At 48.7% G+C, this 12,920-nt stretch carries 12 protein-coding genes, 1 tRNA gene and 1 pseudogene; 10 read left to right on the top strand and 4 right to left on the bottom strand.

Annotated features, from left to right (window positions below; translation table 11 throughout):
- Nucleotides 1-3: 3 nt before the first annotated feature.
- From ihfA to ACF8SD_RS12030, 5 genes are all read left to right on the top strand, one after another.
- On the top strand, nucleotides 4-306 hold the full coding sequence (gene ihfA, locus ACF8SD_RS12050) for an integration host factor subunit alpha (protein ID WP_003250679.1): 303 nt from the start codon (nucleotides 4-6) through the stop codon (nucleotides 304-306).
- Entirely contained in the window at nucleotides 287-643 is a 357-nt protein-coding gene (locus tag ACF8SD_RS12045) for a MerR family transcriptional regulator (protein WP_009685877.1), read from the top strand. The genes ihfA and ACF8SD_RS12045 overlap by 20 nt, the downstream gene beginning before the upstream one ends.
- Nucleotides 644-759: 116 nt before the next feature.
- Nucleotides 760-836, top strand: a tRNA-Pro gene (locus ACF8SD_RS12040).
- 180 nt (nucleotides 837-1,016) lie between these two features.
- A complete protein-coding gene (locus tag ACF8SD_RS12035; RefSeq protein WP_392483657.1) occupies nucleotides 1,017-2,153 on the top strand; it encodes a DNA cytosine methyltransferase in 1,137 nt (378 codons plus the stop codon).
- 14 nt (nucleotides 2,154-2,167) lie between these two features.
- Nucleotides 2,168-3,883, top strand: coding sequence for an ATP-binding protein (locus tag ACF8SD_RS12030; RefSeq protein ID WP_392483656.1), 1,716 nt, complete (start codon nucleotides 2,168-2,170; stop codon nucleotides 3,881-3,883).
- A 419-nt stretch (nucleotides 3,884-4,302) separates the two neighbouring features.
- Here ACF8SD_RS12030 and ACF8SD_RS12025 read toward each other — a convergent pair whose 3' ends face one another.
- The 4 genes from ACF8SD_RS12025 to ACF8SD_RS12010 form a co-directional block, all read right to left on the bottom strand.
- Nucleotides 4,303-4,968, bottom strand: coding sequence for a hypothetical protein (locus ACF8SD_RS12025; protein ID WP_392483655.1), 666 nt, complete (start codon nucleotides 4,966-4,968; stop codon nucleotides 4,303-4,305).
- Between the two features lies 1 nt (nucleotide 4,969).
- On the bottom strand, nucleotides 4,970-7,012 hold the full coding sequence (locus ACF8SD_RS12020) for an ATP-binding domain-containing protein (RefSeq protein ID WP_392483654.1): 2,043 nt from the start codon (nucleotides 7,010-7,012) through the stop codon (nucleotides 4,970-4,972).
- Between the two features lie 1,148 nt (nucleotides 7,013-8,160).
- On the bottom strand, nucleotides 8,161-8,430 hold the full coding sequence (locus ACF8SD_RS12015) for a DUF3077 domain-containing protein (RefSeq protein ID WP_392483653.1): 270 nt from the start codon (nucleotides 8,428-8,430) through the stop codon (nucleotides 8,161-8,163).
- A 159-nt stretch (nucleotides 8,431-8,589) separates the two neighbouring features.
- On the bottom strand, nucleotides 8,590-8,832 hold the full coding sequence (locus ACF8SD_RS12010) for a hypothetical protein (RefSeq protein ID WP_392483652.1): 243 nt from the start codon (nucleotides 8,830-8,832) through the stop codon (nucleotides 8,590-8,592).
- A gap of 487 nt (nucleotides 8,833-9,319) precedes the next feature.
- Here ACF8SD_RS12010 and ACF8SD_RS12005 point away from each other — a divergent pair.
- The 5 genes and pseudogenes from ACF8SD_RS12005 (at nucleotide 9,320) to ACF8SD_RS11985 (ending at nucleotide 12,901) form a co-directional block, all read left to right on the top strand.
- A pseudogene (locus tag ACF8SD_RS12005) lies at nucleotides 9,320-10,036 on the top strand (hypothetical protein).
- Nucleotides 10,037-10,438: 402 nt separating this feature from the next.
- Nucleotides 10,439-11,131, top strand: coding sequence for a lipopolysaccharide kinase InaA family protein (locus tag ACF8SD_RS12000; RefSeq protein ID WP_249414276.1), 693 nt, complete (start codon nucleotides 10,439-10,441; stop codon nucleotides 11,129-11,131).
- 195 nt (nucleotides 11,132-11,326) lie between these two features.
- Nucleotides 11,327-11,590 (top strand): hypothetical protein, encoded by a 264-nt coding sequence (locus ACF8SD_RS11995; protein ID WP_009685869.1) that lies wholly within the window; start codon nucleotides 11,327-11,329, stop codon nucleotides 11,588-11,590.
- A gap of 355 nt (nucleotides 11,591-11,945) precedes the next feature.
- Nucleotides 11,946-12,344: an NUDIX domain-containing protein gene (locus ACF8SD_RS11990; protein ID WP_173889831.1), complete on the top strand. Its 399-nt coding sequence runs from the start codon at nucleotides 11,946-11,948 to the stop codon at nucleotides 12,342-12,344.
- Nucleotides 12,345-12,601: 257 nt separating this feature from the next.
- Nucleotides 12,602-12,901 (top strand): hypothetical protein, encoded by a 300-nt coding sequence (locus ACF8SD_RS11985; RefSeq protein ID WP_392483651.1) that lies wholly within the window; start codon nucleotides 12,602-12,604, stop codon nucleotides 12,899-12,901.
- The last annotated feature ends 19 nt before the right edge of the window (nucleotides 12,902-12,920 follow it).

Genomic DNA, 12,920 nt, shown 5'->3' with positions numbered 1-12,920 from the left:
GGCATGGGTGCTCTGACGAAAGCTGAGATGGCCGAAAGGCTGTACGAGGAGCTGGGGCTTAACAAGCGTGAGGCCAAGGAGCTGGTCGAGCTGTTTTTCGAAGAAATTCGGCACGCACTTGAAGAGAACGAGCAGGTCAAGCTGTCCGGTTTCGGCAACTTCGACCTTCGCGACAAACGCCAGCGGCCGGGCCGCAACCCCAAGACTGGGGAAGAAATCCCGATCACCGCACGGCGCGTCGTCACCTTTCGTCCAGGGCAGAAGTTGAAGGCCCGGGTTGAGGCCTATGCTGGAACCAAGCCATAACGACGAACTGCCCCCCATACCGGGCAAACGCTACTTCACCATTGGTGAAGTGAGCGAGTTGTGTGCCGTAAAGCCACACGTGCTGCGGTATTGGGAGCAGGAGTTTGACCAGCTCAACCCTGTGAAGCGGCGGGGGAACCGGCGGTATTATCAGCGGCAAGACGTGCTGATGATCCGGCAGATTCGCGCGCTGCTGTATGAGCAGGGGTTCACCATTGGCGGGGCGCGGTTGCGGCTCTCCAGTGATGAGGCTAAAGATGATTCGAGCCAGTACAAGCAGCTGATCCGGCAGATGATTGTCGAATTGGAGGATGTGCTGGTGGTGTTGAAGAAGTGAGCTTAGGCTTTTCTGGTGAGTGAAAATTTTTTTGAGAAAAAGCTTTCATTTATCAGAGGGTTAGGGTACATTCTTCAACGTTCTCGGCAGTATTGAGAACATGCTTCAAGCCCAGTCGGGGCGTAGCGCAGCCCGGTAGCGCACTTGCATGGGGTGCAAGGGGTCGAGTGTTCGAATCACTCCGTCCCGACCATTATTGAAACGAAAAAGCCCAGTCGGTGACGACTGGGCTTTTTTGTGTGTTCGGTAATGTGATTTTAGTGTGTCGCTCTCACTGCTCGCTCGATATGTTGAAATATGCTAGTTTGGAGGATAGTTTTATGCAACTGGAGGGGCTTCTTCGCTCTCCTGCTCGTTTTCAGGGTGACATCTAGTGTTAAATAGACCTACAGTTATAGATCTCTTTAGCGGTTGCGGGGGGTTGGGGTTGGGAGCTGAACTAAGTGGCTTTGGTTCACTCGTTGCAATTGATGTTGATCCTAATCTTCAATCTGCTTACAGATTGAATTTTCCGGCAACAAACGTTCTTAACGCAGATATATCCACACTGACTCGGGAATTCTGGCAGTCTACAATCGGTAATCTACGGCCTGATGGCATTATTGGTGGCCCTCCTTGTCAAGGTTTCAGTCGCATAGGTCGGCGTGAGCCAAAAGATCCCAGAAACGAATTAGTAGGACATTTTATTCGTCAAATTAGGCTTCTAAAGCCGCGATTCTTCCTGATGGAAAATGTCGAAGGTATTCTCGACACTTGCAATAGACAGGTTTTAGAGTCTGCTTTGAATGAGATTCCGAGTTTTTATGACGTGATTGGGCCATTCATGCTCAATGCCCTTGATTGCGGTGCGGCAACCTCAAGGAAGCGAGTAGTTGTTATTGGGATTGATCCATCCTCGATGGACCGCCTGTCTCTACAAGAGATTCTGGCTTCTTTGAATTTGACGCCAACGACTGTTAAGGATGCAATATCAGATTTGCCTTCGCCCACTATTGATGTAGCTAAAGGGGGAAATATATTCACATTTCAATCTTATCCCGAAGACAGGGGCAAGATATCAAGATATGCGAGTAAGATGTCCGCAATTCCACCTAAGGGCGTAGGGGCTGAGCTTGCGTTATCCCATTTTATACATGGCCGATTGTCTGGACTGATGAGCACAAAACATACTATGCCGGTGATTGAACGATTCGGAGAGACTCCGCAGGGCAAAATTGAACCCATTAGTCGATATCCTCGCTTATCCTGGGGTGGGTATTGTCCTACACTGCGCGCTGGTACCGGGAGCGACAAAGGAAGCTATCAAGCGATGCGACCAATCCACCCAACGGAACCGCGAGTAATCACAGTGAGGGAAGCGGCTCGTCTTCAAGGCTTTCCTGATTGGTTCCTGTTTCATCCTACCATTTGGCATTCCTTCAGGATGATTGGTAATAGCGTATCGCCATTAATGTCAGAGCACTTGTTGAGTATTATCAAGAAAAAAATTTGTCATAGTATTGCCGCATGATATAGGAGGTTCGAATGGGTATGGGTGATCTTGCAATCAACTTCTCCGCCGATCCCGATTACATCATCAGAGGATTGACTTCTGATGTTGCGACAATCGAATGCATTTATGACTTGATTGATAACGCGATTGATGCTGCTAGGAAAGAAATTTTAAAAAGATCGGATGTTAAATTCGATAAGCATGGACTGCCATCGTCTTATAGAGGGTTTGAGATACTTGTAAATGTTTCTCCAGAGCAAGTTTCAATATCTGATAATTGCTCTGGAATAGATGAAGAGTCATTATCTAAACGAGCGTTTTCTGTTGGGTCTAAATCTTCCCACCGATACGGAATCGGTCATTTCGGTATCGGTCTTAACCGCGCTATTTTTAAATTGGGCTTATCTGCAGCTCTTACTACAGATGATGGCGATGTCAGATTTCATCTGGAATTTGACGAAGATAAAGTAAGGAAGTCTGTCAAGGGTGAATCAACGCTTTATGCGAGAAGGCTAAGCAGCCTAGGGCAAAAGCAGAATCAGCTGATTATTCGTGATATAAAGCAGGAAGTTTTTTCAGAGTTGGGTTCCGATGTTTGGCTTGATGCACTGCAAAAAGAAATAAAAATTCGTTATGCAATTTTTTGCAGAAAAGGCCTAAGGATAAAGGTTAATGATGTTTTGGTTGGAAAGTTTGGACCAAAAATAAGAGACATTGAGATTTTACCTAAGCGTAAGCAAAAATGTCTGACCTCTTCAGGCGTCAAAGTATACCTCGAGGCTGGATTGCATCACAGTTACCGGATCAAAGGTGTGGATTCAGACTATGATGATTTTAAAGATGTAATCAAGGACCTAACGGACGAGTATGGTTGGTATCTTGTTTGTAATGATCGCATAATTTTGGTTGCGGACAAAACTAAGATTTCTGGTTGGGCTACGAGCTGGCACAATGAATATCATGGGTTTCTAGGATGGGCTTATTATGTGAGTGAAGATCCATCGCTCTTGCCTTGGGATAGTAAGAAGACAGGCATTAATTTAAATAATAGCGCGCATATTGAGGTTTTGTCTGTCTTGAAAGAGATGGCCGATGACTATCGTAGTCGAAATCGACGTGCGCGGAAGAAAGATAATGGGCCTACCGCTGCTTCAGCTGCCGGCAGTAAGGGGGAAGGAGGTGGCAGTGCAAAACCGGGTAGTGGAAGTCGCCCGGCGGCTGGCAGTCGGGAGGCAACTGATGTCAAAACGAGGCCTCTAATTCATACAAAGGAAATGGATTTTCTACTATATGATGTGGGGACGATATCTCGCTCTCCTCGTTTAGCTTCGTTAGTGAGTGAAGCTAAAGAGATATCTATAAAAGAGCATCCGTATACAGCTATGGTTCTTCTCCGTGTATTGTTTGAAGCTGCCCTGCGTGATTTTTTGATCAGGCACTCTAAGTACTCTGCTGTAAAAGATAAGTACTTTGAAGAGCAAGCTGAGCAAGGCAGACCTTTCAGTGCTTCTCAGAAAAGGGATTTCACTCCCCCGCTTAGCCTAATGTTTAGCTGGATTCTTTCTAATCCAGAAGTTTTGCCGGATGATGTGCGAAGAGCAACCAGAACATCTCTTAATTCATTTAATAAGGATTTGATTCGTTTGAACGGCATTATTCATGAGGATGGCGTTTTAACGGATTATTCCGAGGCAAAACAAATCAGAAATAACTCCTACAAGGCGTTACAAACACTGCTAGGCTACTAAGGGTATAGCAAGGAGTGCCAGATTTTACTTGATTCTGAATAGGTTAGATGTCGGTTCTCAAGTTTGTAGTTTGGTTAAGTGCTTTAACGCTGGATACCGAGTGCGTAGCATTTCAGATTTGCAGTATCAGGTTATTCGACGTCAATTCATTGTTAATGATTGTTTGGGTTTTTGAATGGCCGTATAGACTGTCGTGTCAGTAAGCTTTACAGGAGCTATAAGAATCTTGCCAAGACATGATTGTCTTTATATTAAATGGGTGTCATCGTTATGCGATCATATCTGATGCCTAGGTTGACTGGGATATGTACGCTTGAATATCTATTGTGTTGTCAAGTGGCTGGCACATAGCTGGTGCGAGTGCCAGCTTAATCCGGTCTAAATTACATTTAAGAATCGTTATATTTTGTAGGTTTATATTAGTTTCCTAACATTCTACATTTGGTGTTGGGGTCTAATATATCTAAGATTCCGTCTAGATCGATAGGTCCACTCAATCCGATTTTAAATGTATGGGCGGGATTATAAAAAACATCGATATGATGAAGTGGGTGCTTTATGATTCTAGGCGCTATAAGACTTTCGGGATCCTTTTTTTCTCGGTCGTCAGCGTGCTTTTCATCGAGGTCATACCTCAAATAGCTATCTTCTTGCATGACGATTTTCAGAAGGAACTTCCAAGCAAAATTGTCATTACCTAGCTCTTCCATCATTGTGTCAAAGAAAGCCGAGAAATCACTATCGATTTCCTGTAAATGTTGCTTTATTAAAGTTTCAGCTGATGCTAGAAGACTATTTGTGATCTCGGAATCACCATCATAATAGATGCTAACGTAACCATCTTTGCTCTCTTGTATCTGGTAAGGGAAACCAACCGAATAGATTTTATTGTTTGAAATTAAGAAGATTCTTTGAAACTTTCCCGTAGCTACTACTAAGTCAAAATCCGCTCCTGGGGATTGTGGAGTGATCAAAATTTCTCTAAGAATTTCAATGGTATTTAGTATCGATTTAGTCCGGCTTCTACATGGCTTGAAAATATGATCGGACAAATATACTGACATTTTGAATTTGTAAATTTTCATTTTAGAAATAATCTGAGTTAGTCGTCAGAAATTCTGAAAGTTTAGCTTCAAACTCGACCTCATCCAGCAGCTTGAATTGCTTTTTTAAAATAGTTGATGCCATCTCCATCAGCGTATTTTTATGCTCGTCAGAGATATTTAGCCGTTCATAAATTTCTAAGAACACTTGTTCAAACGTCCGTTTTTTAGAACTCTGAGCAATAGTCATTTGAATTTGACGCTTTTCTTCTTCGCTCGGCTCGATTACTTCCATAATGCCACTGGCCTTAATTGCTTCAATACCAGGAGTAATCTGTTTTAGTAGCTCGGAATTTTGAGTGGCATCGAGGAGGAGATAGGTCTGAATAAAGGAACGAGTCATGCTCATATATAGTGAATTACGTAAGCCAAGGCTTTTCGTAATTACGTCAGCTACACAGATAACGAACGGAAACTCTAGTCCTTTTACATTATTTCGGTTGCTGACGAATAGCTCTCCATTAGTTTTTTCTTTAGAGTCGTAGGCCTTATTTACATTCCAAGAAAAATGATCATAAATTTTACGCTGTAAGACGTCTACTGTCCTGTAGAAATTCCTTGAGCTGTCCAAAAATATTACACCGATGTCCTCCTCTGTTGCGGTGGGGTTCTCGCGTTTGATTATTTCCAGGGCATCAATGATTCCTTTTACTTGTTCGTCTACCGAGTTACCAGTGTGTACGATTTTGAGGCTATCACTAGTGTCCACATCTTCAAATCTACTGAGTGGCTCTCGAGTGAGGCGGTACTTTTTAATACGGCCATTATGTAGCGGCTCTTTATTTACCAAGTAACCACAGATACCCCACTGTTGATCATCAAGCCATTGTAGTTTAGTTTCTTCGAACAATCCCATGCCCAGCGCGTGTGCTGCCATCAGCGTTCTTGGGTCAGTTCGGTAGCATTTACTTAACAAGTAGTCAGATTCTGCAACTTCTACGCGAGCGGCGTCAAAGATACTTTGGAAAATATCCCCAGCGACATATACTGTGTTTTTTGTAATGAATGTGCAGAGCTCAAAGAACGCCAACGAAAAATCTTGACTTTCATCAATGAGAACATAGTCCAAGATTGGCTCTATCTTACTCCCAAATTTCGCTTTAAGGTCTCTGATAGCGAACCGGCAAGCAATTTCAAAATTTGGCACAGCACCGTAGGAATAAAATTCAATTTCGTAAGCTCTACAAATGTATGAATATAAACCAGAGTTTCTGTCACTTCGGCTGCCCCAGGCATTAGTACACCATAGCCGTTGGTTCCACTCGATTTGTTCTTCAACTTTCATAAAGTTGAAGAACTCAGGTATCCGATTGCGCAAGCTTGCTGCTAATATTTTATTGTGGCAGGCAAAGTAAATTTTGCCATTGGTTGCAAGATAAAGTTCTTTTAATTTATGAAGGAGTAGCTCGGTTTTTCCTGTGCCAGATAAGCCTTGGATTCGGATTAGCTTTTTGTCAGGGGTATCATAAATAAATTTGGTCTGATCGCCATCGAATAGAAGAATTTTTTGTTTGACTTTGTCGAGTACATTGTCCGGAACCCCGCTTTTTATACGGTCAATATCATTGACGCTTCCGATAAGGAGAGAGATGAGGAGCTCAGCATGTTTTTTGTCTTTAGCATCTTCCAGAGAGTTGTTCTCGAGCATGGTGAGAACCTGTTTTAGAGTGAGCTGCTCATTATCAACAGACTCGCACACTATCAGACTCTCCCAGTCTCTAGTTCTTCCGATTATTTTTTTGTATCTATATTTATGTGATAAAGCGCTCAGGTCCTCTATAAAATCTTCATGAAATTCCGCCATGGAATCTTCGTCATTTCCATAGTCAACCAAAATGATCTTGTGTTTTGGTGCCAGTATGACTAATGATTTGGTATAGCTATACTCTTCCTGGTCCTCGCCTAGTTGTTTTCGAACGAGATAAATTTGCGCGTTTAGTTTTTTCGAAGCTTGCTCAATTAACTCGATTATCTTGTTGTTTTCGGCAGTGCTCTCGATTCCGGTGTAGAAGAAGCTATTGCTCATGACTTTCTCCAAGGGCTGCATGAAGCGACATAGTGCCTGATTTTCCCCGATAGTGCCAGTTTCTTAGAGTATCTTAGGGTTTGGCTTGTAGGTTTTGGATACTGTCCGCCCTGTATCATGTTATTCAAAGCTGACTTTCCATAGGCTTACTGTTGTTTAGTATGGTGCGTCTCGATATAAAATTCAATAAAGTTAATGAGTGGCACTTTGGATCGCAGTTGAGTTTCTGCGTACTAAATTTTCTGCCGGATGCTTGATTGGTGCACACGGCCTCGCTAGTAGCATCGTCGCCTATGCAGGCTGTTAACTTTCTAAGTCTAAACTTGGTTGGGATGTTTTTTGTCGCCTTGCGTATCGTTGCTGAAGTTGGAGAGAGTGTAAAAAACGTAGAAATATTTTTGAGTGTTGTTGAGGGTGTGGGGTGAGCGCCCGCAATGGGCAAATAAACCTTTGTTTGCGGGCTGAAAGGGCTTGCTGCCTTGATCTTGGCTAGGAAAAGTCTGAAATTGGCGTAGACATTTACCGCAGGGGCGTTCAGTTAGTGATTCAGCTTTCCCACCTGAAAAGCCCCGTCACTGTACAGGGCTCAATGAACGAGTTAACACACTTGGGGCGTGGGGAGTTTCTTAATCGATCCGGGTTCTCTAGGTCTAGGGAATACCACGGGAATTTTTTCTAGTGGGGCATACTTCATTTTATTTACTATATTGAAATTAAAGATTGTGGCGGGGAAGGAGAGTTAATCGGATAAATATTACTTCGGGCCGATTTAATGCTGAGAAAACAGCGATGGTTGTTCTGCTAACAACCTACTACTCATTTGTCGGCGAATTTGGTGGTTTGGACTGGGTTGGCCGGACAGTCGCAGCAGGCTCCAGTCTAGACAATTTTGGCGATACAGTATTGCATTGGTTTGGGGGGGCTCAGTAGCGACGATGTTTTTGGGGTGTCTCGCGGATCGTTATCGTTACCAGATCAAAATTTTTGATGTGGCGTTGAGGGGCAACAGCAAAGAGAGTGCGCTATTGGATGGTTGATTCAGCCATTCGATAGTTGGTCACTCCTATTCCTGATAGTTTATGGGGCGGCCGTGCGGCGCTCTGCGATGCAGGCCGCCTCCACATGGAGTGATATCATACTTCGAATTGCTAGCAGTCCTTCATCATCCCCAACTCTGCATCATCCATTAGCGCTTTGGCCAAAGCGCATAGATAGTGCGAAGCCCATATCAGCTGCGGTTTGTCTTCCATCAAACCGTCCAAGGTCATATCCCGTGCATAACCCATCAGTTCCGAGGCCTGCTCACGGGCGCTCTGGCAGGGGATGCCAGCTTCGATGCGGAAAAGGGGATGGGTTTCGTTTGCACCTTGGTAAAAGGTAGTTTTGCCAACGGTGAATCTGGTTTCTTCTGTAGACATTGTTCGATCTCCCCAAAATCTCAAGTACCTAGGCTGGCCTTATTGCCAGCAATCTCCACACCTGTTCACAAGCGCCAAAGCCTGCGACTTAGGTCAGTTAACTGTCGGGAGTTGGCTTGCCGGTGATGGATCATGCCCAGGCGACACAATAGTTAGGCCTCAGTGCGAAGTGCTGGACTCGGCGGGCACCTGCAGCTGAGCCAACGCGGACTCAAGCAAAGCGCGCAGCGTCTCCAGTTCATGCATCGAGGTCATCATCAGAATCGAGACTGGCGACTTGGGCTGCAGCAGTATTGCTTGATGCACAACGGTCGCAGCGCATAGCGCGTATTCCGTGGCTTGGATCAGGGCGTCTTCAAGAGAAAGAACTTTGTGCGGTGGATCAGGGACTATTTTCAGCATAAACCCTCTCAGTGCCTTAAGGGCTGCCGCAAACCCGCTGTCAAACGGAGGGGTGGCAGCTGTTTGTGGGTTGACAGACCGGGGGCACTGAGAATCCCGGCGCACACAAAGGTGCCCCACGCACAGCTGCCATAACTGGCATTGCGCATGCTCTCAGTGAACCACGGTCTGTCAAAACCGTGCCGCCATTTGATAGCGACGGGTCGAGACTAGGGCTCAAGATTAGCGTGTGCAACGAAAATCAGGCGCAGCGAGTATCTTTGGGAAATGCCCTACAAGGAAGTTCTTTTTTCTGATGCTTTCCCCGAATTTGCTGTCAATTTTCGCTGTGTTAACTGCTCTGCCAACCCAACAAACCTCTCTAAAAGCAAACCCCCCACCCATCCCTGTATCCAATCATGTTCCCATGATGGCAAACGGTCACGATGGACTTCCGCCCTCGAATCCCCCGAAACTGCTCTCCATCGCACCCAGACCAAGGCAGGTCGTGACCAACCTCAAGCGCGCCACCTCCCTCCTGCTGTTGCTGGCCACAGCCTCACTCACCGCGTGCCTCCCTTGGAAACGCGAACGCGTCGCCTACGCGGACCTTTGCGAATCCGAGTTCCAGTTCAAAGTGCCAGGCCCGCAGGGCGAAACCACCCTCTACTTGGAAACCTACCTCTACGACCACGCGGCACAGTGAGGTCAAAAGCGCTACGAGCAAGGCCTGCACGTGCAGTACCCAGGCGAGGAATACCCACGCCCAGAATTCTTCGTGCAGATGATCGCCTACAACAAGGACCGCCAGCGTCCGTCCACCGACTCAAAACGTGGTGAACCGCCGATTCCGGTGCTGTACGACAGCCGCCAGGCCTACATCATTTTCGAAGACGGCTCGCGCCTGAATGCGCGGCCCGAGGTGTACGTGGGCCGCAACGATATCTACGACTATCCCTCAGTGAATGAGCGGGCTGCCAGGCCTTCCCCGTACGACATCAACAGCGATGAAGTGCACCGGATGATTCCCAAGCTCACCAACAACAAGCGCTACGGCTCGGCGTATGTGATCTTCCAGACGGACAAGCTGAACGCTGATTCCAAGTGGACCATTCACCTGGGCAGCTTGCAGGTGCAGGGGCGCACAGTGGCGATTCCGCCACTGCAGTTGTGTTATCACCCGGCGAAGAAATGGATCGGCATCGAGCCGCTGATGAAGCCGTGAAGCTGCAGCAAGGTTGGCTTGGTGGTGTTTGGCGGGGGTGGGAGCGAAACGGAATTTTTGTCAGAAATGCTGATTTTTTCTTGAGTCTGGGATTGCTGAACGGCGTTGGAGAGCTGGCGACCGCTTTGCGGTCCGGTCGCCACGCAAGGTCGGATAGGCACGCCACCTGAACGATGTGATTTGGCCGCGATCGAACCTCCAGGGCCTGGTCTGGCTTCATCGCTCGCAAGCAAGCGCATGCTGCACAGGCCTCGAGCTCTCCAGCCGCAGCTCGTAAGTGTTGGCCGAATGGATAGGTGTTGTGTCAGTTCTGCCACCCTGATTTCCCTTCGGTTTCCATATACTTTCACTTTTGTTTTCAAGATATTTCAGCCAAATTGGCGCCAAGCGTGAAGGTGTTCCGTGACTGCAAATCCGACCGATGTGAAGCTTGGCGAGTTACTGCTGGCTGATGTTCTCAACGCTCCCGGCGTGTGGGTAGAGCCGCCTAATGTCCGCAGGGGAGGTGAGAGCGGTGTGTTACGGGTGGAGCTGGGCGGGCTGACGTTCTATAAAAAGCAGCAAGTCGGGCATGTCTATCGAAGCCTGCGTCACCCTTTCGGCCACCCAACCGTTGCACGCGAGGCAAAGGCTGTGCGTGCCGCCGCAGCGCTGGGCGTGGGTACGCCCGAGCTTGTGTACAGCCATATTCATAAACACCAGGGAGAGTGGCAGGCCGTGATGGTCACGGCGGCGCTGGAGGGCTATGTGTCGCTCGAAGACTTCCGTGCCCGGCAGCTGGAAAACACGCTAGGGCATCATCGCTATCTCGAAATCCTTGAAGCGTATGGCCGAGCACTTGGCAAGCTGAATCTTGGAAAGTGGCAGCACGGTTGCTTGTATCTGAAACATGTCTTCGTCGATTTCAGGGCGCCAGGCGTGATTGTCGCCTTGCTAGACCTGGAAAAGGCCAGGAGGCGCTTCAGCGCCAAACAGGCCGCCCGCCATGACTTGCGGCAGGTCAAGCGTCGGTCAGGCTGGGATGGCGAAGAGTGGGGGGCGTTCTGCCGGGGCTACAGGCATTCGTTCGGCAAAAACGCCGATGTATTGCTTTGACGGCCCGTTGTGTTTGAACGTGGAAGTGAGGCGGGGCTGTTCGTAGCGCGGCGTCCACGACCTGCCCACCCATCCAGCCTGGATGCAAAGCCAGTAGCGACTTCCCTGATGGCATAGTACGGTCCGCCTTCAACAACCCCCCGGTGCGTTGTCGCCAATCCCACGGACCGGGACTCTCATGACCTGGGAGGTCGAATGGAAGTCGCTCGAAAGATCAGCCAACAAGCATTGGATAACGCTCTGGTAGCCTTCGCCCGCTACAAAATCGGAGAGATCAAAATCTTCGACCTGGAACAGGCAATGAGCTTCGAAGCGGGCGAAGCCCTATCCGAAAGCGGTCTGGTCCAGTTCACAATCGCCAAGATGGCGTCTGGCCGGTATCGCATCAGCGATGAAGGGGAGAACGCCATCACACAGGCTGGTCGGGATCGCCTCGAGGCCATCCGCGGCAGATCCTAATCTATCCAGCGTCGAGACGGCCGCAGTGGTGTACTGCGGCCGTTCGCGCCTGCCTCAGGTTCATTCAAACTGCAAAACTGGTAGCCGACACTGCCTTTGACTCATTCGACACCGAAGGCATTGTGTTTCTCGCAGGCAAAAGAAAGCCCGCTGCTAGTCGGGCTAGAGGTGCTTCACATGGGGATGGCTTGATTGTCCCTCTGCAAGCGTGAAATTGAGGTGAAAATAAAGTGCTCAGCGTGTGATTTGTGCCGTTCAGGGTGAACGAGTCGTCCCCAAAGTGAGTCTTCAGGAAGCAAGTCTCTATTGGCTAGAACGATACGGGCATGGACCTACTGACGAGCTGAGTGTGTGTATGCGGGACAAGAAGGCGCGCGGAGCCAAGATCAAAGACAGGGCAACGGTCCTCTGCCTGCGAAGCGGCAGGATCTTGCTGGTACGGAAAAAAAGCGGAAAGTGGAACTTCCCCGGCGGCGCTATCGAACCGGGCGAGTCGCCTGTGGCAGCGGCTGCGCGGGAGCTGCAAGAAGAAACGTCCATCGAGAGCCACGGTCTCTTTCACCTGTGCACCCTACAGTTGGGGTCGACCATTCACCATGTGTTCACTACGCATGTCGATGATCAGGAAAAACCCGTGGCTCGCAATGAGATCGTGGCCTGCAAGTGGGTCCTCAGAGACAAGCTGAGCCCAGCCATTCTCAATACTACGGCCGCTGAGCTGCTATCAAGCCAATTGCCTGCGTTGACCGCTTAGTTGCGCCCGCGCAGCGGCATCGCGCCTGGTCTCATCTTTCTCCTATCTTGTTCATCATTGGCCCCTGCAGGTTGCCAGGGCTGAGCGTGCACGCAGCGCACCCAGCCCAATTGACGGTAGTTCATGGCAAATGCGGCTCATAAATAATTGCAGCACATACGCACGCTCGGCGGTCGATCCAGTTGTATCGGTTTAATCCCAAAGTAGGGTAAGCCGCACGGCTTGGGGTACGGCCAATTTCGATCGCTGGAGGCGCTATGCGGATGAGGGGTAACGTGTACTGGGCGTGGGTCGACCCTGCGCTGAACCATCGCAGCCATGAAGAAACCCTGGCAGACGGCAGCCGGATAGATGTACAGGTCAGGCTTTCGCGCGGGGGGACCACGCAGCTGTTCCTGGGGGTGTATGCCCGTTCCGGGATGGCATTGCACGAAGAGGCCTACGACGACTGGCCGAAGCGCTCATTGGTTCGTGCCTTGGCCTGGGGCAGCATGCGTGCGCGGCAGATAGCCGAAACAGGGGTGTCTGCCGTGCCCCTCAAGGCCGCCCTGCAATAAGCACCCGGCGGCCTTCTGC

The sequence above is a fragment of the Pseudomonas sp. CJQ_9 genome, from assembly GCF_043106615.1.
GTDB classification, from domain to species: Bacteria; Pseudomonadota; Gammaproteobacteria; order Pseudomonadales; family Pseudomonadaceae; genus Aquipseudomonas; species Aquipseudomonas juntendi.
This window is presented reverse-complemented; position numbering and strand designations above follow the sequence as displayed.